Consider the following 24,088-nt stretch of genomic DNA (forward strand, 5'->3'; position numbering starts at 1 on the left):
TACGTCCATTTTGGTTAAATGATGCAAACCATTTGGGGGCCGCCAGTGCCGGAGCAGACCAAGCATTTTGCCCCGCTGCCGTTTTTGCAGCTGGACCGCGCATCGGCCACGCCGCTTTATCTGCAGCTGGTCCAGCAGCTGCGCCGGATGATTCAGGATGGCGGTATCAATCCTGGACAGAAGCTGCCGTCGACCCGCTGGCTGAAAGAGCATCAAGGGATTGCCCGCAGCACCCTGGTCGCCGCTTTCGAGCAGCTGGCAAGCGAAGGTTACCTGCAAAGCCGCACTGGGTCCGGCACCTTTGTGAACCCGGAGTTTCCCGGTCTGCATCCCGGCACCGGCAATGCCGCACAAGTGCCGCAGCCGCCCAGGCTGTCGCAGCGCGGCAAGGCGGCTGCGGAGGGGCTGGATCCGACCTATTTCGACCCGGTCCGGGTGCGCCCGTTCCTGGCCAATGTGCCTGCCATCGACCTGTTTCCGCACAAGATCTGGGGCCGCATAGAAAACCGCATCCGCAACCGGCTGGACAGCAGCATGATGGCCTATGGCCAGCCCGGCGGTTATGCGCCGCTGCGCGAGGCCATCTGCGACCATGTGCTGAACCGGCGCGGCCTGAAATGCAGCCCCGGCCAGGTGATTGTCACCAACGGCTCGCAGCAGTCGCTGAACCTGATTGCCGCGCTGTTGCTCGACCCCGGCGGCAGGGTGCTGATGGAGGACCCCTCCAGCCCGGTGGTGCGGCTGAGCTTTCAGGCCCAGGGCGGAACCGTCGTGCCGGTCCGGGTAACAGAAACCGGCGCCGCGGTTCCCCAGGATGATCCGCAGACCGACGGCGCGCGGCTGGCCTATCTGACCCCCTCCTGCCAGTACCCGCTGGGAGCGGTGATGCCGATTGCGCAGCGGCTGGAGTGGATGGACTGGGCCCGCCGCAAGGATGCCTGGCTGATCGAGGACGATCTGGACAATGAGTTCATGTTCGGCGGGCGTCCCGATCCGGCGATCTATTGCGACGATCATCAGGGGCGCACGATCTATGTCTCCAGCTTCAACAACGCGCTGTTCCCGTCGCTGCGGCTGGGGTTCATCATTGCGCCCCCGGCCTTGGCCCGTCCGCTGATGGCGCTGAGCGCGATCACCGACCGCGGCCCCAATACCTGGCTGCAGGCGGTGCTGGCGGAGTTCATAAGTCAGGGCCACCTGAGCACCCACATGCGCCGCATGCACAGCGCCTATGTGCGCCGCCGCAGGGCGATGATCAGCAGCTTTGACCGCATCGCCAGCCCGCATGTGTCGCTGCGCCAGAACACCAGCGGCCTGCGGGTGATTGCCGATCTGCCGCCGGGAACGCGGGATATGGACGTGCTGGACAGGCTGGACGGGCAGGGGCTGTCGGCCTATGCGCTGTCGTACTACTGCATGCAGCGGCAGGACTTAAACGGGCTGCTCTTGGGCTTTGGATGCACCCACGAAGATGACATCCCCACCGCAGTTAAAAAACTTTGCGCATGCCTGTCCGCTGGCTTGCCCGCTAAGGAAGGGTGAAGGGCCGGAGCTGCAAGCCGATGCCGCTGACCTGTGCAACCAACTGCGTCTAGCCCGGGACCGTGACAGAAGCCCTTATGGCCTGACCGACGCAGTCCGGATGCTGGGATGCGTCCGAGTGGCTTTGCGCTCTTGCGCCGGGGTGACACCAAACTGTTTCCGGTAGTGCTGGGAGAGCGTGGAGGAGCTTGCATACCCAACTGCATTGGCAATGCTGGAAATGGTGTCCCAGGAAAACAGAACCATCTGGCGTGCCGCCTTCAACCGCTGCCTGCGGTAGTACTCTCCCGGGCTCAACCCCGTTGCCGCGCGAAAACTGCGCTCCAGCTGGCGCGGCGACACGCCGGACATCTGCGCCACATCGCGAATGCAAACCGGCATCTCAATGTTTTTTGAGAATATCGACATCGCCGATTTGACTGCGGGGGGCATTTGGTCGACAGTCCGGTCGCTTTGCAGCACAGGAATTTTCTGACGGGCGCTGCCATTGCGGATCAGTGGGTGCTGGAACAGGCAGGCAACCTCGTTCATGGCGGCCTCGCCAAGCGCGGTGCAGATCAGCTCCAGTGATAGGTCGAACATTGCAGTGGCACCAGAGACCGTTTGGATATTACCGTCGCGCACGATCAGCCGGTCCACGGCCGTGCAATCGGGAAAGGCCGCTTCAAAAGCGCTGCGGTAGCACCAATGAACGGCGCACCGCCGCCCAGACAGAACGCCGCTGCGGGCCAGAGGAAAGACTCCGCCGGAGACCGCGCCCACAGCCACGCCATGCCGCGCCAGGTAGCGCAGGCGTCCCGGGCTCGATATCTGATCCTCAAACTCGGCATCTGGCCCAGACAGGAGGAACAGGCAGTCGAGCCCCTCGGCATTTGCCAGACTGGCCTCTGCGGGAAAAAGGACCCCGGCAGAAGCCGCTGCGTCCGCGCCGGTTTCGGTCACAAGATGCCAGGAAAATACCTGGTGTCCGGCGATCTCATTGGCGGCACGCAGCGGTTCCATTGCCGAGGTCAGACAGGCCATGGGAAAGCCTGGGAACAGCAGAAAGCCTATGCGTGTAAGCGGGGCAGGATCGAAGCTGTTTGCATGAATTGTCATGGTCTTACTCCAGCCCCAGCGCGTCTTTCTTGGACCGCGCCCAGGTGGTCACCAGGTGGTCCACCATCAGCCCCATGAAGGCGACAGCAAGCCCCAGCACCAGCCCTTTGCCGACATCGGTGGAGGACAGGGCACGCTGCATCTCCTGGCCGAGGTCCTGGGTGCCGATGAAGGCAGCGATAATTACCATGAACAGCGAGAACATAACTGATTGGTTGACCCCGACCATGATGGTCGGCAGGGCCATTGGCAGCCGCACTTTCCACAGGGTCTGCATCCTTGTGGCGCCGGACATATCCGCGGCCTCGATCAGGGTTTCCGGAACCTGGCGCAGCCCTTCGATGGTGTAGCGCACCAGGGGCACAGCAGCGAACAGGACAACCGCACCGACCACCGCGACATCATTCACGCCGAACAGCATTACGACGGGGATCAGGTAGATGAAGCTGGGGAAGGTCTGCAGGGTATCGCAAACGAGCAGCGCAATTGCGGCCCGTTTCTCATTGAAGGATCCCCAGATAGCGAGCGGGAAGCCAATCACTGCGGCAATGGAGACGGCGACCACGACGGTATAGACGGTGATCATGGCGCGGTCCCACCAGCCAGAGATAGCAATGAGGCCGAAAAACGCGAGGCATACCAGCGCCGAACGCAGGCCGCCGATGGCCCAGCCAGCTGCGGCAAGCAGTGCCAGAACAGCAGCGTAAGGCATCCACAGGAAGGCATCGCGGATCGGGATCAATACCCAAGTGATCAGGAACCAGCGCAGCCATTGGGTGACGGGATCGATGAGCACAATGAACCAATCTGCCACAGCGTCTATGGGCTTGGAGATGGTGAAGGCGTCACGGCGGCCGATCTGATCCATCAGCGGGATGAACTGCGCCAGTACTAGGCAGGCCAGCGACAGGCCAAGGCCCAGCAGCAGGAACTTGTTGCGCACGGCGAAGGATGTGCCTTTTTCGAAATGCTCGGGCTGCTTTGTCGCCCAGGCCTTTGTGCAGCGGTCCAGCATGACTGCCAACAGCACGATAGTGATGCCAATCTCGACCGAGCGGCCGATCTTCAACGCCTGCAGCAGCTGCAGCAGTTTCTGGCCCAGGCCAGGCATGCCGATGAAGCTGGCCAGAACCACCATGGCGAGGCATTGCATGATCACCTGGTTCACGCCAACCAGGATCTCGGTGCGGGCCGTTGGGATGCGGACATGGCGCAAGAGCTGCCAGCGGGTGGAGCCGCACATGTGGCCGCTTTCGATCACCTCATGCGGAACCTTGCGCAGGCCCAAGAGCGACATGCGGATCATCGGCGGCACCGAAAAGATGATGGTGACGATGGCGCCTGCCTTGGGACCGACGCCGATGAAGACCACAACCGGGATCATGTAGGCGAAATGCGGCAGGCTTTGCGCGATGTTGAGGATCGGGTTCAGGATCCGTTCGAAGGCCTTGGACCGCCAGGCGAGGATGCCCATCACGAGACCGAACAGGATCGAAAACGGTGCGGCGACGACGATGACCGACAGCGTTTCCATCGCCCATTTCCACTGCCCCATGACGGCAATCCAGACAAAGGTTCCGCCGGTGAGCAGTGACAGCCGCCAGCCCTGGAGGGCATAGCCGATGACGAAGCCTATGCTGGCAATCACGGTCCACGGAATGGGGCCGACGCGGGGCCAGCGGTTCTTGCCGTAAAGCAGGTTGGCGGTCACATCGAGCAGCCATTCGACCGCGTCGGCAAAGGCACGGGTCAGATAGAGCAGACCCAAGTCGTCTCGCACAAACACAAAGATAGCGTTGATCCAGTCGGCGAAGGGCAAAATCAGCCATTCCGGAGGCCGCACCAGCCCGGCGGGCAACAGGGAGTTCCCCAGTGCAAGCACGCAGGCAGCGACAAAGAGCGTCCAGCCGGTCTTGGCTCGTGTCCAGCTCTGCGATTTGCTGGATAGTATCATGGTCTGGTCAGTCATGACGTGCCTCCCAGCAGCACATCAAGTGCTTCCTGGCGGTTCAAAGCGCCGATTAGGCTGCCAGAGCCGTCAGCGACGGGAAAGAAGTCGCGGCTGTCATTGACCAGCAGACGGGCCAGTTCGGAGATGGTCTGTTTCTCTCCAACCGGTGCACCTGTCATGCTGTGGCCGTTCACGTCCCGCGCCAGAACCCCGGCATGGACCACTCGGGATTTCTCGATTTCCTCGGTGAACTTGGCGACGTATTCGGTGGCCGGGTTCAGCACGATCTGATCGGGAGTAGCGCATTGCTCGACTACGCCGTCCTTCATAATGGCAATGCGGTCAGCGAGGCGCAAAGCTTCGTCGAAGTCATGGGTGATAAAAACGATGGTCTTGCCCAGCATTTCCTGCAAACGCAGAAACTCGTCCTGCATTTCGCGGCGGATCAGCGGGTCCAAGGCAGAGAAGGGTTCGTCCAGGAACCAGATGTCGGGTTCGATCGCCAGGCTGCGGGCGATGCCGACGCGCTGCTGCTGGCCGCCGGAAAGCTCGCGCGGGAAATAGTCCTCGCGCCCGGACAAGCCGACCAGCTCAATCACTTCCAGTGCGCGGGCACGGCGTGCATGCCGGTCCTGGCCGCGCATCTCCAGCGGAAAGGCGACATTGTCCAGCACGGTGCGGTGCGGCAGCAGGCCGAAACTCTGGAACACCATGCCCATCTTGTTGCGGCGCAGATCAATCAGCTCTTTCTCGGACATTTCTCCGATGTTCTGGCCTTCGACACGGACCTCGCCGCCAGTAATGTCGATGAGCCGGGACAGGCAGCGCACAAAGGTTGACTTGCCGGAGCCGGACAACCCCATGATCACCAGCATCTCACCCTTGGCGATGTCCAGCGATACATCCCGGACCGCGGCGATGTAGCCGGCTTGGCGGATTTCATCGAAACCCGGATTTCCGGTCAGAGACTTCAGGTACTCTTCCGGATGGGCCCCAAACAGCTTCCAAACGTTCTTGCACGAAATGACGGGAGAGGCGGCAGTCATGAGTCTACTTTCATTTGCATAGGCGCCGGGGCAGTGGACTGCCCCGGCACACAGGAGGAAGGTGAGGGGCTTATTCAGTCCAGGGCTTCCAGACGTCTTCGTTTGCTTCCAGCCATTCGGCTGCGGCGTCCTCCGGCTCCATCTCGTCAATGTCGACCAGCTTGGCCATTTCAGCGATCTGCGGGTTGGTGAAACTGATTTCGGTCAGCGTCTCGTACGCCGCCGGCCACTTGTCCTTCATACCGTCCCAGGCGGCTTTCTTGAGATAACCGTTTGCAGGGTTGCCGCAGTCATAGGTGGCATCCGGGTTGGGGCCGACTGCGGGATCCTTGTCGCAGCCGTCTTCCCAGGCCGGGAACTCGACAAACTCACCTGGCCAGACGGCCTCGGCAAAATTCGGGGTCCAGTTGAAGATCACCACGGGTTTCTTGGTCTTTTCAGCTGCGGCCACTTCAGCCCAAAGCGCTGAGGCAGAGCCCGCATTCACCACGGTGAAGTTCATGTCCAAAGCTTCCACACGCTCGGCGTCATGTTTGAGCCAGTCGACGGGACCGCCCAGGAAGCGGCCCTTGTCGCCGGTTTCCGGAGTGGCAAAGGCGGCGGCGCAGTCGTTCAGCGCTTCCCAGCTCGGCAGGCCGGGGCAGGCATCCTTGGTCCAGGCCGGGTACCACCAATCCTCGCGGGTCACCGCATTGTGGTCGCCGGCATCGTGAAGGCCGCCTTTCGACAATGCCTCGTTGAAGGATTTGCCGAAGGCGCCTTCCCAGACTTCGAGTTCCAGGGTGACGTCGCCCAGACGGACGGATTCATAAACAGCCTGGCTGTCGGTCGACACATATTCGACGTTGTTTCCCATTGACTCGAAAATCTGGCCGACGACGTGGCTCATCACGATCTGGCTGGACCAGTTGTGGACTGGGATTATGATGGGGTCGGAGGAATCTTCGGCCATCGCCATCGGGGCAGCCATCGTCATGGCCGCAGCACTGGCCATTAGGTATTGCCGGTAGTTCATGTTTGTCTCCCTGTTGTCGCGGCCCCGGTCCTGATGGCCTGAGCCTTTCTTGCTGTGTGAAAGCCGCGCTTTCAGGGAAGGAGGGTAGAAAACGGATGTGAACAGGTCAGCCAGGCGGGATGAATGGGCTGGTCAGTATTGTTAAAATTTGTTAACCAGCAGGAAAATCACCCAAGGGGCACCGCATTCATGGCACATATTCTGATCATTGAGGATGAGCCGGTCACCCGCGCGACACTCGCGAGCTATCTGGATGCGCAAGGGTATACCGTTTCGCAGGCGGAGACTGCGGAAGAGGCGGAGAAAATCCTGGACGAGCAAGATGTTGATCTGCTTCTGGTCGACATCAATCTGCCGGGTAAGGACGGGTTGCAGATAACCCGCGAACAGCGTGCCAAGTCAGAGATGGGGATCATTCTGGTGACGGGCCGGGATGATGAGATTGACCGGATCGTCGGGCTGGAACTAGGTGCGGATGACTATGTCTGCAAACCTTTCAACAGGCGTGAATTGCTCGCACGACTCAAGAACCTGCTGCGGCGGACACAGGATATCCGGCGGCTGTCCCGCCAGATCTACAAGTTCGGCAAGTTCCATTTCGATGTGGCAGCGCGGCATCTTCAAACGGAGGAGGGGGACAGCATTTCACTGACCCGTGCAGAATTCGAGGTGCTGGATATGCTGGTCAGCCGGGCAGGTGAGATCGCATCGCGGGATGCGCTGATGAGCCGCGTAACCCACAGGCAGTACGGTGTGAATCCGAGAACCGTGGATGTCCTAGTGCGGCGGCTGCGCGGCAAGCTGGAAGAAGATCCTGCGCACCCGCGCATCATAACGACGGTTCATGGTGAGGGGTATGTCTTTACCGCGCCTTTGCGCTGACGCCTTCGAGTTCGCCCACAACTTCCGATACCGCGCTCAAAACTCTCGGGGCCAAGTCTTTCAGGTCTTGAACCAGTTGCTCAGTACGCCCGTGCTTCTTCAAGGCAGCGCTGCTTTCCAGTTCCGAAAGCAACCCGGCAAGGTCATTCTGGCCAAACGTGCCTGCCGCTCCCTTCGCGCGGTGAGCGGTTTTGGCCAGGCCAGGCATATCCTGCGCCGCCATGGCAGCCTCGATGCCAGCAACACTCCGCGGCAGTTCCTTAAGAAACAGCTGCGCAATTTCCAACGCCGGAGCTTCCCCAAGTTCCTGAATGTTACTGCGGAACAAGCGGCGCAGTTCAGCAACACGCCCGGTGACATCTCCTGTGGCTTGGCGTGCTGACAGATATATCTCTCCGTGGCGCCCTTCGCTAACGCTGGCCAGTGCCTTGGCCAACCGCTCCGGTGATACCGGCTTGGCGACAAATCCGTTCATGCCGGCACGCAGATGCGCTTCGATCTGGTCTTCCTGCACATGCGCAGAAATGCCGATCACCGGCAGGTTGGCCAGTCTCGGATCGGCGTGCGCTCGAAGCCGGCGCGTTGTCTCAGTGCCGCTTATTCCCGGCAGGTTCACATCCATCAGAACAAGATCGAACTGGTGTTGCGGAAGCAGTTCTAGCGCCTGTTCCCCGCCGGAGACGCAGACGCAGCTATGACCCATGCGCTCAAGATAGCCTTGGGCGACCATCTGATTGATTTCATTATCTTCCACCACCAGAATGGACAGGCTGACATCGGCTGGGTCAAGTGCTGTTTCGTCTTCCCGGGGAGCTAGGTCAACAGGATCGCCGGGTTTCAATTCGACCGAAAGCGAAAAGACCGAACCTACATTCTTGGTGCTTTCCAGCGACAGCCGTGCGCCGATTGCCTGCGCAAACCGCTTGCTCACGGCGAGACCAAGCCCAGTGCCGCCGAACCGGCGCGCCGTTTCGTGGTCTTCCTGCTCGAAGGCTTCGAAAACCCTGGATTTGGCCTCTGCCGAAATCCCTTTTCCGGTATCGCTGACTTCAAATGACACCAAATGACGGCCCGCACCCGCATCAGATGCGCGAACCCGCAGGATAACTTCACCGTCATCAGTGAATTTCAGTGCATTGGACAAGAGGTTGAACAGGATCTGGCGCAGCTTGGCGATATCACCGATTACAGCGTCAGGCAGGTTTTCAGGCGCGTCCAGCCACAAGTGGATGCCTTTTTCATCTGCACTGGGGCGCATGAGAACAACAATGCCGGTGACCAGTTCGCGGAGCGAGAAGGTCACATTTTCGGGTGTCAGCCCGCCGCTCTCAATCTTGGAGTAGTCCAGGATGTCATTCAGAATTTTCAGCAGGTTCTGACCTGAGGCAAGGGCAGCCCGCAGCCGTTCCATCTGCCGGGGGGTAAGGTCGTCGTCGGAAAGGCTGCGCAGCATTCCAAGAACGCCATTCATCGGTGTCCGGATTTCATGGCTCATCATGGCCAGAAATTCGGATTTGGCGAGGTCCGCGGCTTCGGCTTTTTGCCGTGCCTTGTCGTGCGCTGCAACTTCGTGCCGCAGCCGTTCGGTCTGTTCCTCGACCATGTTCTGCAGGTTGTTACGGTGTTCTCTCAGTTCCTGCTCATTGAGATCCCGCTGCCGCTCCAGTGCGTTCTTCTCGATGGCTTGCTTGCGGAATACCTCGACGGCCTCTTCCATGCGGGCGATTTCATCCCGGCCTTTGGGCCGCACTTCGCGGTCCAGCTGGCCGCGCATAAGGGCGGCCATGGTTCCCGCCAGCCGGTTCAGCCGTCTCGTCACATGCCCGCGCACAAAGAACCAGACGACTGCGAGTGACAGAAGCAGGCCGGCGGCCGCTGCAACACCGTTCCTGAACTGTGCCTGTCGCATTTCAATTGCGGCCAGATTGCCTGACGCGATGGCCTTTGCCTGTGCCTGGTCGGCCACGGCTGCTGCTTCCCGGCCCAGGTGGAGGGCTGTATCCTGAAGTTCCTGTTTGAGAGCAGTGATCCGGGCCTCGGTTATCAGGATCTGGTTCCTGAGCGTGAACAAACCCGGTTCTCCGCGGGTAATGGACTGAAGCTGCGCGACATATGCTTCCGCTTGCTGGCGCCGCCCCGGATCCCTGATCGCCTTAACCCTGCGTGATACGATAGACAGGCGGCTTGCCAGAGAAGCTTCGTTTGCAGCCAATTCGTTTTCGCCCTGCGCTTCGTCAATCCGGTTGATCAGCAGACCGATTTCAGCGGTTTGCGAGCGCAGCTCGAACATAAGGCCAAGCTGGAACAGGTCGACTTCGATCAGCTTGTCCAGCGTATCGGTGCGCGCATTTTCCTCTACGCGGGATACCGGCGTATCATACAGGCTGGAGATCACGGCTGTTGTGCCCATTTCTGCGTTTGCCACCAGCGTATCGGCCATCCCAAGAAGATCATTGGCGGCCGCAAGGTTGCGCTCGGCAAGAGCCTTGAAAGCGCCGTGAAGCGCGATGCGGGTTTCCACCAGCCCGTTCAATTCATCCAGCGCTTTGGCAGCATCCGCCACCGTTGTGCGCAGCTGCTCAGTACCAGTGCCATCCTCAAGGTTCAGCGTGTCGATCCGCCGTGTCAGGGCGGCGATCTGATCCAGCAGGAAATCAGCACGGTTCTCCCGGTCAGCCTGTGTTTCGACCTCTGAAAGCTCTGGCGCGATAGCAATAATGCGGGTGCTTTCTTCTGCCATGCCGCGCACTTCTGCGATGGCCGGAATTGTTTGACTGATAACTTCGGCCTGGCGGCGGGCCAGCGCCCGCAGCTCAATTACCCCCAGTATCCCTGCAAGAGTGGGCAGCCCGGCGATCACGATGAACGCCAGGCTCAGCTTTCCGCTTAATCCGAGTTTCCCAAACATTCTTAAACTTTCGCGCGGAGTTGCGAATTTCGCAATTTTGAATTTTCTTGTTATCCAGCCGCATGCCTAACTTGCGCGGCAGGAAAGGAAGAGCATGCGCATTATTTGGTATCTTTGGCTGGCGTTTTTTTACTCCGGCGCCGCTGCGGAAAGCTGGCGCCTGCAAGTTCCCCGGGTACCGTTTGATTACGACAGCGGATATGAAACCGTTGATTACCAGCCGCTGGACAAAGCAGCGAAGCCCTGGCGGTTGTGCATTGCCTATCCGCATTTGAAGGATGCCTATTGGCTGAGCGTCAATTTTGGGATGGTGACGGAGGCGCGCAGGCTGGGTGTGTCGTTCAAGCTTGTTGAGGCGGGCGGCTACCCGAATTTGCAGCGCCAGATTCAGCAGGCTGAGAGCTGCGTAGCCGAAGGCGCGGATGCATTTGTGGTCGGAACCGTGTCCTATAACGGCCTTGGCAGCACGGTGGAGCGCATAGCAGCCTCAATCCCGGTCATCGCCGCAGTAAACGACATCGCCGATACGGGGATCACTGCAAAAGTTGGTGTTTCCTGGACGGACATGGGTGCCGCAGCAGCCCGCATAATCGCTGAGCGGCATCCCAAAAGTTCTCCCCCGGTGAAGGTTGCCTGGTTCCCGGGACCGCAAGAGGCAGGCTGGGTGAAGTTTGTTGAACAAGGATTTCAAAACGCCCTGGCGGGCAGTTCTGCAAAGATCGTAGCGACGAAATACGGTGACACCGGCCGGGAAATCCAGGTCCGGCTGGTCGAGGAGGCTCTGGATGAGGTGGCAGACCTCGATTACATTGCCGGATCCGCGCCAACAGCGGAGGCCGCTGTTTCGGTGCTGCGCGCCCGCGGCTTGCAGGATCAGGTTCAAATCGTTTCGGATTATATGACACATGCCGTCTATCGCGGAGTTCTCAGAAACCGGATCATTGCGACGCCCACGGACCTGCCTGTGCTGCAGGGCCGCTTGGCCATAGAGGTGGCTGTGCGGGCGATCGAAAAGAAGCTGCGGTATTCACATCTGGGACCTCAGATTCAAATCTTCGACCAGCAGTCCAGCGATCCAAACATGCTTGATTTATCTCTGGCACCAGCAGCTTTTGCTCCGGTATTCGAGCTTCGGATGCCGCAGTAGGTCCTTTCTTCTTTGCTGCAATACCCGGCATCTATGGCGGCTGGCGCCCGCAACAGGGTGAGCAGCTATTGTCAGAAAGGGCCGCGCACTTCGGAACTGGCGGCAAATTTGATCAGAGCACCTGCGAGGCAACTAAAGGGCCTGCTACTGTGCCAGCGGTGCAGACGCCAGTTTCTCGTCCCGCGGCGGAAGCCCGAACTTGCGGGCATATTCCCGGCTGAACTGAGTCGGGCTTTCATAGCCGACATCATAGGCCGCGGAAGCCACTGATTTACCGCCGCTGATCAGCAGGCGGCGCGCCTCCATCAGGCGCAGCTCCTTCTGGTACTGCAGTGGTGTGGTGGAAGTAAGCGCCTTGAAATGCTCGTGAAAGGTCGATTGGCTCATCCCCGCTTCTGCGGCCAGGTCAGCCACCGGCAAGGTGGCCTTGTACCGATCGCGGATCAGGGCAATCGCCTTGGAAATCCGGCTTGCCGGACTTTCGTGCAGCAGCAGCTGGCGCAGCATTCCGCCATGGCTGGCGCGCAGCAAGCGGAAGTGGATCTCCTTCAGCACCAAGGGCGCCAGAGCCTGCACCTCCACCGGATCCCGCGCGAGCCGGAACAGCCGCCCTACAGCATCGAACAAAGCCGGGTCGCCTTCGGCCACGCTCATTGAGTGGGAGGCTCGCTCAGGTTCCTGCAACGGGCCGATCTCGTCGTAAAGACTGCGTACGGTCGCCAGGTCCAGCTGCAGAGCCAGCGAGACGTAGGGTTTGTCCGGCGACGCATCGATTACACCTGCCGTTACCGGTAATGCGTGGCTGACGATCAGCGACTTGCCGGCGCCATAGCGGACGGTCCGGTCGTCCAGATGAGCCTCCTTGGCCCCCTGCAGGACCAGGCACATGACCGGCTCATAAATCATCGCCTGAAATTCGGTCCGTTTTTCGCTGCAAAAGGCAAAGAGCCCATCAATTCCGGTTTCGCAGCCAGTCTCAAGCGCAGCTCTCTCCCGCACGAATGCGGCGACATCGGAAATCAGGTCTTGCGGTACCATCAGCGCTCCTCCTTCTGATGTCCGACTATAAGTCTGCGAAGTCAGACAAAGAACCGTAAATCCCGGCATCCCGGAGGATCAGGCAGATGATCCGGAGGATCGGGCACGGAGTACACTCCGGCGCGCTCTACCTTAGGAACAGATAAACTCAGGGAGGAAGCATCATGTACAAGCAAGCAATTGCAGCGGGCGGCCTGGCGGTGGTGACCGGTGGTGCCAGCGGTGTCGGCTTTGCGGCAGCCGAACGGTTCGCCCAAGCCGGTTTGGGAGTGGTGCTGGCGGACTTGCCGGGCGAGGCGCTGGACCAAGCGGCAGAGAAGCTGCGCGGTCAGGTGAAGCAGGGCGCGCCGGTGCTGGCGGTTCCTGTGGACGTCAGCAAGGCCGAGGACCTTGCGGCCCTGGCCGATGCTGCTTTCGGCGCCGGCGAGGTGGCCGTGCTGATGAACAATGCAGGCATATCCCGGCCCTCCGGCAGCTGGGACGGCGCAGATGCTTGGCGCGCAATGATTGAGGTGAACCTGTTTGGCGTTCTGAACGGCGTGCAGGCCTGTCTGCCCCGGATGATCGCCGCCGCGCGCCCCGCGGTGGTGGTCAATACCGGCTCCAAACAGGGCATCACCACGCCGCCGGGCAACCCGGGCTACAACGTCTCCAAGGCCGGCGTGAAGGTGCTGACCGAAATGCTGGCCCACGACCTGCGGCAGGCGGAAGCCCCGATCAGCGCGCATCTGTTCGTGCCAGGCTTCACCTATACGGGCATGATCGCCCGCCACATTCCGGAAAAACCCGCCGCGGCCTGGACCCCGGAGCAGACCGTGGACCACCTGCTTACCCGTATGGAAGCGGATGATTTCTATATCCTGTGCCCGGACAACGACGTGACACCCGAACGCGACCGCCGCCGGGTCACCTGGGCCCTGGGCGACATCCTGGAAAACCGCCCGGCGCTGTCGCGCTGGCATCCCGATTACGCCGATGCCTTTGAAGACTTCGAACAATCCTGAACAGCAACGATCCAGCCAACGGGAGGCCCCATAGCCATGGCAATATCATTGAAACTCAACGGCCAGACGCATCAGGTCGAGGCCGAGCCCGGAACTCCGCTATTGTGGGTGATCCGGGATGAACTGAAGCTGACCGGCACCAAGTTCGGCTGCGGCGTCGCCGCTTGCGGCGCCTGCACCGTGCATCTGGACGGGGAGCCGGTGCGCTCCTGCCAGACCTTTGTCGAGGACGCCGAGGGCGCCGAGATCACCACCATAGAAGGGCTGAACTCCAAGGTTTCCAAGGCCGTGCAGGACGCCTGGGTGGAGCTGGACGTGGTGCAATGCGGCTATTGCCAGTCGGGGCAGATCATGTCTGCCGTCGGGCTGCTGAGCGAAAATCCCAAACCGACGGTGGAAGAAATCGACAGCTTCATGAACGGCAACGCCTGCCGCTGCGCCACCTACCAGCGCATACGCGCCGCGATCCAGCGCGCATCCGAAATGATGGAGGCCTGATATGACCCTGAACACCTCCCGCCGCGGCTTCCTCAAATCCGCTGCCGCCGCCGCTGCCGTCCTGTATGTCGGCGTCCGTCCGAACGGCGCTCTGGCGGCCGGTTCCGCACCGGCACAGCTGAACCCGTTTGTGAAGATCAGTGCAGACGGCACCGTCACCGCCATCGTCAAACACTTCGAGAAGGGCCAGGGCCCGGCCACTGGCCTCACTACCCTGATCGCCGAGGAACTGGGCGTTTCGATGGAGGACATCCAGTACGAATTCGCCCCCTCCGATCCCTCGCGCTATGCCAACCTGGCGTTCGGGCAGATGCAGGGCACCGGCGGTTCCACCGCGATGGCCAATTCCTTCCTGCAGTACCGCCAGGCCGGGGCGGCTGCGCGCGAGATGCTGATCCAGGCCGCGGCCGAGGCCTGGGGCGCAGACACCGCGGAGCTGACGTTGGAGGACGGCATCCTCAAGGGCGCGGGCCAGGAGGCGCCGCTGGCGGAGTTCGTCGCCGCCGCCGCGCAGATGGAGGCCCCGGCAGAGCCGCGGCTGAAGGATCCCAGCGAGTTCCGTTTGATCGGCAACGCCTCGGTCAAGCGCAAGGACTCCTTGCCCAAGACCAATGGCACCGCGATGTATGCTATGGACCTGCATCTGCCGAACCAGATGGTTGCCGTCATCATCCGCAGCCCGCGGATGGGCGGGCTGGCCAGCGGGTTTGACGATGCCAACGCCAAGGAGATCAAAGGCTACATCCGCGCTGCCGTGCTGCCCAATCAGGCGGGTGTTGCGGTCTATGCCGAGGACACCTGGGGCGCGTTCCAGGCCCGCGATGCAATCACCGTGGACTGGGATTTCTCGAACGCCGAAAGCCGCAGCTCTGACCAGATCCGCGAGGAGCTGCTGGCCGCGGTCAACACGGACCCGGAGTACAATGTGACCGGTGCGGACCAGGCCGCCACCGCGGCGCAGATCGACGGCGCGGCGAAGGTGGTGGAGCAGACCTTCTACTTCCCGCTGCTGGCGCATGCGCCGATGGAGCCGCTCACCTGCACCATCGAGGCAGACGAGGACGGCGGCGTCACCCTGCATGACGGCTGCCAATTCCCCACCGGGCCGCATATAGCGATGGCGCAGATATTCCAGCTGCCGATGGAAAAAATTCGCATCAACACGATGTTTGCCGGAGGCTCCTTCGGCCGCCGCGCTACTCCGACGGCTGACTACCAGGTGGAGGCGGCGCTGGCCTTTGCCCTGACCGACCGCTCGCGCCCGGTGAAACTGGTCTGGTCGCGCGAGGATGACATCACCGGCGGCTATTACCGGCCCGCCGTTGCGCACCGGGTGCGGGTTGGTCTGGACGCGGATGGCAACATCGCCGGATGGGACCACCGCATTGCCGCGCAACCGATCCTGAAAGGCACTGCCTTCGAAAGCATGCTCGTGCATGACGGCGTCGACCACAGCTCGGTCGAAGGCGTGGCCGGCAGTCCCTACCAGATCCCTGGCCAGCATGTCGGCCTTACCGATGTGGCCAAGGCAACCACGGTTCTGTGGTGGCGCTCGGTCGGACACACCCACACCGCCTATGTGATGGAAACGATGCTGGACCAGGCCGCCCATGCTGCAGGCCGTGACCCGGTCGAATTCCGCCTTGCTCTTCTGGAGGGCGGCGGCGCCGATCAGCAGCGTCTGGCTGGCGTTCTGAAACTGGCTGCGGAAAAGGGCGGCTGGGGCAGCGCGCCGGAAGGCCGCAGCCAGGGTATCGCTGTTCACAAGAGCTTTGGCAGCTATGTGGCCGAGGTCGTGGAGATCTCCGGCAACGCCAATGACGGGGTGAAGATCGAGAAGGTCACCTGCGCGGTGGATTGCGGCATCGCCGTCAACCCGGATGTGATCAAGGCACAAATGGAGGGCGGCATCGGCTATGGCCTCGGCCATGTGATGCGCAACGAAATCACCCTGACCGAAGGCGAAGTGGACCAGTCCAACTTCCCGGATTACGAGCCGCTGCGGATCGGTGACATCGGCGCCATAGAGGTGCACATCGTACCCTCCGCCGAGATGCCTACCGGCGTGGGTGAGCCTGGAACCCCGCCCTCAGCTCCAGCACTGGCCAATGCCATCGCAGTCAACGGCCCGCTGGTGACGGAACTGCCGATGAACCTGAACGGGGTCAGCTTCGCCTGAGAGCAGACCAGCACCGGGCGGAAGATTTCGGTGCAGGCAGCTCTGACCCGGACCAGCTTTCATCTGCTCAGATAAAAACTGATGAATCAGCGCCCGGGCCGCTGCAGCGGCGGCCCGGGCGAGAGTTGCTCACCCGCAGGCGACGTTGATTACCTGCATCTGGGTGTATTCCGCCAGTCCCTCGACCGATTGCTCCACACCCAGGCCAGAGCCCTTGAAGCCGGCCATCGGGATATGCGGGCCGATGTTCAGCTGCTGATTGACCCAGATGGTGCCGGACTCGATGCGTCCGGCGACCTCCGTGGCCCGGACCGTGTCTCGCGAATGCACCGAGCCGCCCAGCCCGTAATCGGAGGCATTGGCGCGGGCGATCACATCGTCGATATCGTCAAAGCGGATCACCGGCAGGATCGGGCCGAATTGCTCCTCGTCGACGATCTTCTGCCCGTCCGTCACATCCCGGACAATGGTGGGCGGCACGAAATAACCCGGGCCGTCCTTGGCTGCACCGCCGGCGATGATCCGGCCGCAGGCACGGGCGTCCTCCAGGAAACCCTTGATCTTGTCAAACTGCGCCTTGTTCTGGATCGGGCCGATAGTTGTGCCCTGCTTCATGCCATCATCGACAACCGCCTGTTCGGCAAGGGCGGCCAGTTCGGCGCAGAAGTCCTCGTAGATGTCACTGTGCACATAGGCGCGCTTTACTGCCAGGCAGACCTGACCGGCGTTGAGGAAGGCGCCGCCGTAGACCTTTTCCGCAGCGGCCTTCACGTCCACATCCGGCAGCACGATGGCGGGGTCGTTGCCGCCCATTTCCAGCGTCACCCGTTTCATCGTATCGGCGGCACTGGCCATGATCCGCTTGCCAGTCTCCGATGAACCGGTAAACCCGATCTTGGCCACATCCGGATGGGCCGTCAGTTTGGGGCCAAGGTCATTGGCGTCGGTGATGATGTTCACAAGGCCGGCCGGGAAGATACGGGCGCAGATCTCGCCCAGTTTCAGTGCCGCAACCGGAGTGGTCGGCGCAGGTTTCAGAACAATGGCATTGCCTGCCATCAAGGCGGGCCCGATCTTCCAGCAGCACAAGAGCAGTGGAAAGTTCCAGGCGATGATGCCTGCCACCACTCCCAACGGCTTGTGGCGGGTCTCGATGCGAAATTCCGCGTCGTCCTGAATGACGCGGTCCGGCAGTTCCAGTGTGGCGGTATGGGCCAGGTAACCCTGCGACCAGGCCACCTCTCCCTGCGCCTCGGGCAGCGGCTTGCCTTGTTCCAGGGTGATCAGCCGCGCCAGTTCATCCGCCTCTTCGCCGATCGCAGCGGCCAGCGCTTCCACTTTCGCGCGACGCTCGGCCATCGGGGTGTCTGCCCAGGCCCTTTGTGCGGCCTTGGCGGCAGCCACGGCCTGGTTCATCTGCGCCTCGGAGGCATGCGGCACGCGGGCAAACACCTCCTCTGTTGCCGGGTTGATCACCTCGATCATGCGCTCCGCCGAAACCTGCTCGCCGTTGATGAGCATGCTGTAGTTCATGGTTGTTCTCCCTGTTTATCCGTCAGCCGGGTTTGATTGAGAAAGACAACCACGGCCCTCGGGCGCGGTCTTGGGCAGTGGTGCCAAAGAGTTTGCGTCCTGCGCCAAATTTCCGCTGTAATCCTGGGCGCTGAGGAAACCACGCGGCGAGCAGCCGAAGTGCCGTCGGAAGATGCGGTTGAAATGGGAAATGTCACCAAACCCGGCGCTATAGGCGACCTGGGCAATCGGCACTCGGCGGCCCTGCCGCGCCGCATGGCCCAACTTGCCTGCCACCGCGGCCAGACGTGTGCGAGCCAGGCAATCGGTGAAGCTGGTGCCGTTCTCCTGAAATTCACGCTGCAACTGGCGGCGCGACAACCCGGTGCGGGCGGCGAGCGTGTCCACCGTCAACTGCGGATCGGTGCTGAGCAGCTCCAGTGACTCGCGAACCAGCCGGAACCGGTGTCTTCGGCTGCTGAGGCTGCCGCCTCCCGGGTACGCCCCGGCCGCAAAGGCCAGAGGCACCAGTTCGAAGATGTAGCCAGCACCGTCCTGAGCGCCTTCCGCATCCAGCAGCCCGCAAAGGCTTGCGTGCAACGGATGCTGTCTGGCTATCTTGCAGCCCGCCTGCGGCATCTCCCGGCGCCTCTCCAGCACCAGCGCCCGCGGCAGATGCGCGGACAGGAAGGCAGCGGGCCGGCCGGTGATGTTGAGCTCCGCTGTGCGGGTTGAATCGAGCAGGAGGAACTCCCCGGGCCTCAGCAAGGTCTCACGGCCCGCGTGCCGGATGCCGGTTTCGCCATCCAGCTGGTGCAGCAGAAAGAAATGCTCCTGCTCGTCGCGCAGGATGCCCTGGCGGGTGCGTTCAATGCGGGCGGGAAGGCAGCGGATTTCGGCAACGTCGACGCCGCTGCGCTGGTGCAGCAGAAAAGATCCCGTCCAGCCCGGCGCCGACCGGTCCGGAGTAGCATAGTAGTGGCCGCAGTTGGCGCGCAGGGTGCTGTTCCAGTTGTCAAAGCAGATCATGCGGCGTTCGGGCCTCCCGCCCCAATGCGTTCCCGTCCGGTGAAGGCGGGTGTTTGCAGCATCTTCTCTATCCCTCCTTTTGCGCAGGCCCGGGCCAGCAGTCCGGTAAAATGCGCGGCCGCCAGACTGGCCCCCCGAACCGGCACGCCGGCCCCTCCCGGACAGGCGCCGAAACGTGCGCCGGGCAGGTTCAGCAGCGACCACTGGCCAGGGGCGCAGCGTGCATCGCCTTGCACCGAAAGAACCCCCGTGCACCCAGCCGGATAGACCGGCGTTCCCCGGGCCGGAGCCGAGGCAACGAGCAGCTTGCCCGCCTCCAGCACCGCGGTTACGGCTTCAGCCAGCATCGGGCTGGCACCGGCGTGTCCAAAAGAGCAGTGGACAATCTCCGCCTCTGACTCGGCAGCGCGGAGCAGTGCTTCCGCCACGGTTGTGAGCTGGGTGGACAGACGGCCCGGAAAAATGCTGAACCCCAGGATCTGCGCTTCCGGCGCGTTGACGCGGATGGCGGCGGCAATGTGGCTGGCGTGCAGTGCAGCCGGGCTTTCGGCAGCCCTGGGATGTATCCTGCACAAATCATTGCGGGCGGTGAGGCCGGGGGTGTCGGTTGCCAGCGGCCCGTCGATCAGCGCAATCAGCGCGGCGCGGCTCATGTGCTGGCCTCCGACACGTCAATCTCCAGGTCGAATCCCCTGCCAGCCGCAGCGCCGCCGTGGGCAGTCAAGATGCGGGTGGCATGGGGAAACGCCGTGTCGATATGGGTCAGGATCCGGGTTGCGGTGGCCGGATCCACTTCCGACAGCGCTTCATCCAGGATCAGGATGTCGAACGGCGGCAGCAGAACACGCAAGAGGCACAGCCGCTGGCGCTCGCCGCCCGACAATGTCAGCCCGCTTTCGCCCAGCAACGTGTCAAGGCCCTCAGGCCCGCAGAACCTGTCCGCCAGGCCAAAAAGTTCCAGCATCTGCCACACCCGCGCTTCATTCTCAGGCTTGGCCCAGAAGGCACGGCTTTGGAACAGGTTGCCGCGAAGGCTGGCCCGCAGGGTATAGGGGCGCTGACCTGCATAGGCTACCCGCTCTGGCAGGGTAGCACCGCTCAGAAGGCTCAGATCCGCACCGCCCATGGTGACACGGCCGGTCAAGGGCTGAACCCGCCCGCAGAGCACCGAGAGCAGCGAGGTCTTGCCCGCACCGCTGGCTCCCTTGAGGGCCACCCGGGTGCCTTCGGGAATGTTCAGGGTGAGCGGGCCCAGAGGTGCGGCGTCACCGCGGGCCACGGTTGCGTTGTCCAGCTGCAGCACATAGCCGGAAGGAGAGAAACGGTCAGAAAGGGAAGGGGGAGATTGCATAACCGCATCCAGCCGGGCCACCGCAACCTTGACCCGCGCCTGCGCGTGCCAGAGGCCAAGCAGCGATTGCATCGGCCCGGTCATGAATCCCATATAAGCGATGAAGGCAATGAGCGAACCCAGTGGCCACTCGCCGCGTATCACCATCAGTCCGCCGACCAGAAAGATTGCGGAGCGGATCAGCGCCGACAGCAGCACCGGCACCGCGCGGGTAAACTCTCCCCACAGGTTCTGCGCGATCAGGCGGCGGCTCAGCCCGGCATGATCGCGCAGGCTGCGCCGCTCTGCCCAGCGAATGCCGCGGGCGGCTTGCAGGGCGGGCAGGCCGAACAAGGTCTCCGACAGCCCCGCCGAATACCGTCCTTGCATCTCGCGCACTGCTGCGGCGTGGCGTTCGGTCCGGGGCCGTGCCCAGACCAGAAACAGCAGCTCTGCCGGGGCCAGGAGTGCCGTCAGCAGCCCCAGCCGCCAATCCAGCACCATTAGCATCGCAGAGCCGCCCGCCAGCCGGATCAGCGCCGAAGAACCGCCCAGCACCGCGTTGAAGGCAAACTTTTGCACTTCCGCCGCGTCGCCATCAACCCGCGCCAGCAGCTCGCCTGCGCGCTGGGCGGCAAACCAGCCGGAAGGCTTTGCAGCCAGCCGTGACAGAAGCCGCTGCCGCATCCGCGCCAGCATCTGCACTGACGCGCGCATATGCAGGATGTTGCTGAGCGCGCCGGTTCCGGTGGCCAAGAGGCCAATTGCGAACAGTGCCGCGGACCAGACCACCAGCTGCGACGCATCCCCCGCCATCAGCCCGCGATCGATCACCAGCTTGCTGATGTAGGGCGGCAGCAAGCCAAGCCCGGCGGCGGCAAAACTGATCAGCAAGAGCACCGCCAGCCGCCACCGGTGCGGGCGCAGCAAGGGCAGCAGCCAGTCCGCGGTGGCGGCGGTAAACAGCGCCGCACCCGCGCGTGAGGGCAGGCGCGGCCAGGCCCGGGCGGCAGCAGTGCCGCCCGGCTGGGAGGAGAGTTTGGCAGCAGGCCCGCTCATCCCTGCGGCACGACATGCAGGGTGGAAACCGACATATCCCCGCCGGAAGGCATCCGGATCTCGCCCACCCGCTCCAGCGTCTCGCTGTCGTAGATGCCGATGTCATCATTCGTGCCTGCGACATAGATCTCACGCCCGTCGGTGGAGACGTTGATGACGTAATAGGTGTGCGGCAGGTCTACCCGCTTGACCAGTTCCTGGGTTTCCAGGTTGTGCTTGGACAGCTGAGTATAGACGCCATAGAGGTGCTTGGGGTCTGTCGCGCTGCGCACTGCGGAGAACATCAGCACCTCGAAGGAAGCGAAATCTGCAATCTCGGTCTCCCCGGTGGTCAGATCGACCGACTGGTAGCCCCAAACGAAATCCGCCAGTTCCTGCTGGGTTTCATCGGTGAACACCGCCGCCGTATACATCAGCAGCATCTCGTCGTTCTGGCTACCGGTCGGCCAGAACGCCAGCACGTCCGGTGGGCTGTAGGTGGGACGGTCCCAGCTGGCATTTGCAATCGCCACCTCGGTCTCGCCGTTGCTGGGGTCAACCCGATAGATTTCATGCCCGGCGACGTACACTTGGCCGTTGCGGTCGCTCGCCATCAGCGTCGAGCGGCGCGGTGCCTCATAGATCGCAGCAGGTTTTGCCTCCAGCCCGGCGCTCGCGTTATAAACCGCAAATTCCGGCTGCATCACCTCATAGCGGTCGGTTTTCTTATGCACCGGATTGCGCACCGTGAAGATCTGGCTGCCATCCTTGGAGACGGCAAGCGAGGCCAGCGAGCGGCGGGTCACATCGCCCTCGGACTGGGCGGCGTGAAAGACCTTTTCACAGGTCTCGATATCGACACCGACCACATCCTGCCAATGGTTCAGCAGCACATATGCGATGCGGTTGTCCGGCGACATGGCGATCACGCCGGGTGTCACATTCGCCCCCAGATCGCAGTCGGCCTTGACCGAGCGGTCCCCGGCATCAAAGACATAGAGGTTGGAGGGCCGGGCCACCGTCACCAGAAGGTCGCCAGCGGCCAGCGGCAGGGCTGAAGCGCAAAACGCAGCAGCAGCAAAAAGCGCGGATTTCATGATGCGGGTCTCCTCAGGTTTCGGCGTCGGTGGGATAGGTGGTGCCAAGCGCGCGCCAGTCCTTGGCGGCGTTGGGGGCGCCTTCGTCCCAGTTCTGGTGGTTGACCATGATGTCGGGCACCTGCGCAGGCCACCAGCATGGGTCGGAGCAGCCGTAAAGATCCGCCTCCATCGGCTGGCATAGCGCGGCAAGGCCGCCAAAGGGGTCGACCTCCCAGCCCGGGTCGAATGTGGTGGCGCATCCGGCGGTCACGGTCTGCATCGCGCGGACCTCTTCCATCTGGCCATCGGCAGCGGCTTGCTGAACGCGTTCGGCTTTCTGATTGAGCGGTTTCATTTTCCAAACGCCCTCCTCGGCGCAACATGGTGGTGAAAGAACTGCGGTGCCTGGGCGATCAGCCGTGCATAGGCGGCGACGCCAAAGTCGATCCAGTCGCGCATCAGGTCGCAGTAGTGATAGGTCGGCATCAAAGGATCGCTGAAATGGGCGTAGCTCTCGTGGTAGCAGCCGCCCGCGCACAGGTTGCGTATCCGGCAAGTGGCGCAGCCCTTCTCGGTGCGGTCAGACCGCGCCTTGATGAAGCCCGACAACTCCTTGCGCTTGATGCCTTCGTCGACGGTGCCGAACTGGTCCATTTCCGAGCCGGCGAACCGGTGGCAAAGGTTCAGCGCGCCATCGTGGTTGACTGCCAGAATCCCAACTCCGGCCCCGCAGGGCAGCGCCTTGGAGCGCCCCTCGTAGAGGTCGTTCATCATTTGATGCATGTTGGAAAAGCCGATGTTACGGCCTTGCAGCGCCTCTTCGACATAGCGGCGGCCCAGGGATTTCATCCCCTCGAATACCTCCAGCAGCTCGGCGCCGTTCAGGTTGAAGGCATCCATCTCGCCCGAGGTGACCGGCGAGAAGCCCACCTCGGCGAAACCGATATCGTTCTTCAGATGGTCCCAGATCTCGACGATATTTGTGATGCCTGCGGTCAGGGTGACGCGGGCGCCCACCGGTTTCGATGTGTACCGCGACAACAGCAGCCGCGCCTTGGCGGCCACGGTGTCGTAGGTGCCCTTGCCGCCCACCGTCTTGCGGTTCAGGTCGTGCTGCGCCTTGGGCCCGTCGATGGAGACAGTCAGACCAAAGCGGTGTGCGTCCAGCCAGTCGATCAGCGGCTCAGTCAGCAGCGTTGCATTGGTGGTGAGGCTGAAGTTCACCTCTTTGCCAAGTGCTGCGAAATGCGGCTCGGCCCAGTCCACCACCTGCCGGATCAAGGGCAGGTTCGACAGCGGCTCGCCGCCGAAGAACACGATGTTATAGCTGTCCCGGTCCGGGTTTTCAGCCAGCAGCATCTCTGCTGATTTCCGCGCGGTGTCAAAGGCCATCTTCTGGCCCTTCGACGGCACTGCCAGATCCTCCTTGTAGCAGTAGGAGCAGGCCAGGTTGCAGCCGGTGTTGACGTTCAGAACGATGGTCGTGAGCGGGAAGGTCTCGATCTCGATCGGCGTCCGTTCCGGCTGCAGCGGGCGGCCGTCGTTGACGATATCCAGCCGCACCAGCCCATCCAGCCGCGCCGCCGCATCCTCTGCCGCAAACCGCGCCTCGAACTCGTCCATCGAAAACGCCTGTTCTTGCGCAGCATAATCGAGGATGTCGCGGTCCACTCCGTCCATCTCAAAGATCGAGGTGGTGGGGACGTGGAACAGCACCTCCCGCCCCTCGACTTCAACCCGGTGTGCATTGGCCGACTGATAGTGAAAGTCTTTCATGATCTCTCCCCCTGTT

Annotated in this window: 19 protein-coding genes; 6 read left to right on the forward strand and 13 right to left on the reverse strand. The window is 62.2% G+C overall.

Annotated elements, in window-relative coordinates:
• Nucleotides 1-18 precede the first annotated feature (18 nt).
• Complete coding sequence (locus KUW17_RS07810) at nt 19-1,542, forward strand: PLP-dependent aminotransferase family protein (RefSeq protein WP_222477740.1); 1,524 nt, start codon at nt 19-21, stop codon at nt 1,540-1,542.
• Nucleotides 1,543-1,617: 75 nt separating this feature from the next.
• On the opposite strand, the gene KUW17_RS07815 is transcribed toward KUW17_RS07810, so the two are convergent.
• The 4 genes from KUW17_RS07815 to KUW17_RS07830 all read right to left on the reverse strand — a co-directional run bounded on the left by KUW17_RS07815 (nt 1,618) and on the right by KUW17_RS07830 (nt 6,652).
• Nucleotides 1,618-2,640, reverse strand: a complete 1,023-nt coding sequence (locus KUW17_RS07815) for a GlxA family transcriptional regulator (RefSeq protein WP_222477742.1) — start codon at nt 2,638-2,640, stop codon at nt 1,618-1,620.
• 4 nt (nt 2,641-2,644) lie between these two features.
• Nucleotides 2,645-4,609, reverse strand: a complete 1,965-nt coding sequence (locus KUW17_RS07820) for an ABC transporter permease (protein WP_222477744.1) — start codon at nt 4,607-4,609, stop codon at nt 2,645-2,647.
• A complete protein-coding gene (locus KUW17_RS07825) occupies nt 4,606-5,637 on the reverse strand; it encodes a glycine betaine/L-proline ABC transporter ATP-binding protein (RefSeq protein ID WP_222477746.1) in 1,032 nt (343 codons plus the stop codon). Before KUW17_RS07825 ends, KUW17_RS07820 begins: the two co-directional genes overlap by 4 nt.
• A 70-nt stretch (nt 5,638-5,707) precedes the next feature.
• Nucleotides 5,708-6,652, reverse strand: a complete 945-nt coding sequence (locus KUW17_RS07830) for an ABC transporter substrate-binding protein (RefSeq protein WP_222477748.1) — start codon at nt 6,650-6,652, stop codon at nt 5,708-5,710.
• Nucleotides 6,653-6,841: 189 nt separating this feature from the next.
• On the opposite strand from KUW17_RS07830, the gene KUW17_RS07835 reads away from it, so the two are divergent.
• Complete coding sequence (locus KUW17_RS07835; protein WP_222478688.1) at nt 6,842-7,534, forward strand: response regulator; 693 nt, start codon at nt 6,842-6,844, stop codon at nt 7,532-7,534.
• Here the strand turns inward: KUW17_RS07835 and KUW17_RS07840 are convergent.
• On the reverse strand, nt 7,515-10,442 hold the full coding sequence (locus KUW17_RS07840; RefSeq protein ID WP_222477749.1) for a response regulator: 2,928 nt from the start codon (nt 10,440-10,442) through the stop codon (nt 7,515-7,517). The genes KUW17_RS07835 and KUW17_RS07840 overlap by 20 nt on opposite strands.
• A 94-nt stretch (nt 10,443-10,536) precedes the next feature.
• On the opposite strand from KUW17_RS07840, the gene torT reads away from it, so the two are divergent.
• Nucleotides 10,537-11,589, forward strand: coding sequence for a TMAO reductase system periplasmic protein TorT (gene torT / locus KUW17_RS07845; RefSeq protein ID WP_222477751.1), 1,053 nt, complete (start codon nt 10,537-10,539; stop codon nt 11,587-11,589).
• 144 nt (nt 11,590-11,733) lie between these two features.
• Here torT and KUW17_RS07850 read toward each other — a convergent pair whose 3' ends face one another.
• On the reverse strand, nt 11,734-12,627 hold the full coding sequence (locus KUW17_RS07850) for an AraC family transcriptional regulator (RefSeq protein WP_222477753.1): 894 nt from the start codon (nt 12,625-12,627) through the stop codon (nt 11,734-11,736).
• A 164-nt stretch (nt 12,628-12,791) separates the two neighbouring features.
• On the opposite strand from KUW17_RS07850, the gene KUW17_RS07855 reads away from it, so the two are divergent.
• Genes KUW17_RS07855 through KUW17_RS07865 form a run of 3 tightly spaced genes read left to right on the forward strand, consistent with a single transcriptional unit; the run spans nt 12,792 to nt 16,308 of the window.
• The gene (locus KUW17_RS07855) at nt 12,792-13,631 is read left to right on the forward strand and encodes an SDR family NAD(P)-dependent oxidoreductase (RefSeq protein ID WP_222477754.1); all 840 of its coding nucleotides are present in this window, start codon (nt 12,792-12,794) and stop codon (nt 13,629-13,631) included.
• Between the two features lie 36 nt (nt 13,632-13,667).
• Nucleotides 13,668-14,129 carry a (2Fe-2S)-binding protein gene (locus KUW17_RS07860; protein WP_222477756.1) on the forward strand — a complete coding sequence of 154 codons (462 nt, stop codon included), beginning with the start codon at nt 13,668-13,670 and terminating at the stop codon, nt 14,127-14,129.
• Between the two features lies 1 nt (nt 14,130).
• Nucleotides 14,131-16,308 carry a xanthine dehydrogenase family protein molybdopterin-binding subunit gene (locus KUW17_RS07865; protein ID WP_222477758.1) on the forward strand — a complete coding sequence of 726 codons (2,178 nt, stop codon included), beginning with the start codon at nt 14,131-14,133 and terminating at the stop codon, nt 16,306-16,308.
• 129 nt (nt 16,309-16,437) lie between these two features.
• On the opposite strand, the gene KUW17_RS07870 is transcribed toward KUW17_RS07865, so the two are convergent.
• The 7 genes from KUW17_RS07870 to peaB are packed head-to-tail and all read right to left on the reverse strand — an operon-like array spanning nt 16,438 to nt 24,072.
• Complete coding sequence (locus KUW17_RS07870; RefSeq protein ID WP_222477760.1) at nt 16,438-17,841, reverse strand: aldehyde dehydrogenase family protein; 1,404 nt, start codon at nt 17,839-17,841, stop codon at nt 16,438-16,440.
• A 15-nt stretch (nt 17,842-17,856) separates the two neighbouring features.
• A complete protein-coding gene (locus tag KUW17_RS07875) occupies nt 17,857-18,849 on the reverse strand; it encodes a helix-turn-helix domain-containing protein (RefSeq protein WP_222477762.1) in 993 nt (330 codons plus the stop codon).
• Nucleotides 18,846-19,502 carry a S8 family serine peptidase gene (locus KUW17_RS07880; RefSeq protein WP_222477764.1) on the reverse strand — a complete coding sequence of 219 codons (657 nt, stop codon included), beginning with the start codon at nt 19,500-19,502 and terminating at the stop codon, nt 18,846-18,848. Before KUW17_RS07880 ends, KUW17_RS07875 begins: the two co-directional genes overlap by 4 nt.
• Nucleotides 19,499-21,238 carry an ABC transporter ATP-binding protein gene (locus KUW17_RS07885; protein WP_222477766.1) on the reverse strand — a complete coding sequence of 580 codons (1,740 nt, stop codon included), beginning with the start codon at nt 21,236-21,238 and terminating at the stop codon, nt 19,499-19,501. The genes KUW17_RS07880 and KUW17_RS07885 overlap by 4 nt, the downstream gene beginning before the upstream one ends.
• Nucleotides 21,235-22,314 (reverse strand): quinohemoprotein amine dehydrogenase subunit beta, encoded by a 1,080-nt coding sequence (peaD, locus tag KUW17_RS07890; RefSeq protein WP_222477768.1) that lies wholly within the window; start codon nt 22,312-22,314, stop codon nt 21,235-21,237. The genes KUW17_RS07885 and peaD overlap by 4 nt, the downstream gene beginning before the upstream one ends.
• Before the next feature lie 13 nt (nt 22,315-22,327).
• Nucleotides 22,328-22,651: a quinohemoprotein amine dehydrogenase subunit gamma gene (gene qhpC / locus KUW17_RS07895; RefSeq protein WP_222477770.1), complete on the reverse strand. Its 324-nt coding sequence runs from the start codon at nt 22,649-22,651 to the stop codon at nt 22,328-22,330.
• Complete coding sequence (gene peaB / locus KUW17_RS07900) at nt 22,648-24,072, reverse strand: quinohemoprotein amine dehydrogenase maturation protein (RefSeq protein WP_222477772.1); 1,425 nt, start codon at nt 24,070-24,072, stop codon at nt 22,648-22,650. Before peaB ends, qhpC begins: the two co-directional genes overlap by 4 nt.
• Between the last annotated feature and the right edge of the window lie 16 nt (nt 24,073-24,088).

This window comes from Leisingera aquaemixtae, from assembly GCF_019801145.1.
In the GTDB taxonomy this organism is placed as follows: Bacteria; Pseudomonadota; Alphaproteobacteria; order Rhodobacterales; family Rhodobacteraceae; genus Leisingera; species Leisingera aquaemixtae_A.

What these genes read in the sequence shown, in the direction of transcription:
- KUW17_RS07850 (WP_222477753.1), bottom strand. Translation starts at nt 12,627, where the DNA reads ATGGTACCGCAAGACCTGATTTCCGATGTCGCCGCATTCGTGCGGGAG.
- KUW17_RS07820 (WP_222477744.1), bottom strand. Translation starts at nt 4,609, where the DNA reads ATGACTGACCAGACCATGATACTATCCAGCAAATCGCAGAGCTGGACA.
- KUW17_RS07855 (WP_222477754.1), top strand. Translation starts at nt 12,792, where the DNA reads ATGTACAAGCAAGCAATTGCAGCGGGCGGCCTGGCGGTGGTGACCGGT.
- KUW17_RS07830 (WP_222477748.1), bottom strand. Translation starts at nt 6,652, where the DNA reads ATGAACTACCGGCAATACCTAATGGCCAGTGCTGCGGCCATGACGATG.
- KUW17_RS07825 (WP_222477746.1), bottom strand. Translation starts at nt 5,637, where the DNA reads ATGACTGCCGCCTCTCCCGTCATTTCGTGCAAGAACGTTTGGAAGCTG.
- KUW17_RS07835 (WP_222478688.1), top strand. Translation starts at nt 6,842, where the DNA reads ATGGCACATATTCTGATCATTGAGGATGAGCCGGTCACCCGCGCGACA.
- KUW17_RS07810 (WP_222477740.1), top strand. Translation starts at nt 19, where the DNA reads ATGATGCAAACCATTTGGGGGCCGCCAGTGCCGGAGCAGACCAAGCAT.
- qhpC (WP_222477770.1), bottom strand. Translation starts at nt 22,651, where the DNA reads ATGAAACCGCTCAATCAGAAAGCCGAACGCGTTCAGCAAGCCGCTGCC.
- KUW17_RS07860 (WP_222477756.1), top strand. Translation starts at nt 13,668, where the DNA reads ATGGCAATATCATTGAAACTCAACGGCCAGACGCATCAGGTCGAGGCC.
- KUW17_RS07880 (WP_222477764.1), bottom strand. Translation starts at nt 19,502, where the DNA reads ATGAGCCGCGCCGCGCTGATTGCGCTGATCGACGGGCCGCTGGCAACC.
- KUW17_RS07840 (WP_222477749.1), bottom strand. Translation starts at nt 10,442, where the DNA reads ATGTTTGGGAAACTCGGATTAAGCGGAAAGCTGAGCCTGGCGTTCATC.
- KUW17_RS07885 (WP_222477766.1), bottom strand. Translation starts at nt 21,238, where the DNA reads ATGAGCGGGCCTGCTGCCAAACTCTCCTCCCAGCCGGGCGGCACTGCT.
- torT (WP_222477751.1), top strand. Translation starts at nt 10,537, where the DNA reads ATGCGCATTATTTGGTATCTTTGGCTGGCGTTTTTTTACTCCGGCGCC.
- peaD (WP_222477768.1), bottom strand. Translation starts at nt 22,314, where the DNA reads ATGAAATCCGCGCTTTTTGCTGCTGCTGCGTTTTGCGCTTCAGCCCTG.
- KUW17_RS07870 (WP_222477760.1), bottom strand. Translation starts at nt 17,841, where the DNA reads ATGAACTACAGCATGCTCATCAACGGCGAGCAGGTTTCGGCGGAGCGC.
- peaB (WP_222477772.1), bottom strand. Translation starts at nt 24,072, where the DNA reads ATGAAAGACTTTCACTATCAGTCGGCCAATGCACACCGGGTTGAAGTC.
- KUW17_RS07865 (WP_222477758.1), top strand. Translation starts at nt 14,131, where the DNA reads ATGACCCTGAACACCTCCCGCCGCGGCTTCCTCAAATCCGCTGCCGCC.
- KUW17_RS07875 (WP_222477762.1), bottom strand. Translation starts at nt 18,849, where the DNA reads ATGATCTGCTTTGACAACTGGAACAGCACCCTGCGCGCCAACTGCGGC.
- KUW17_RS07815 (WP_222477742.1), bottom strand. Translation starts at nt 2,640, where the DNA reads ATGACAATTCATGCAAACAGCTTCGATCCTGCCCCGCTTACACGCATA.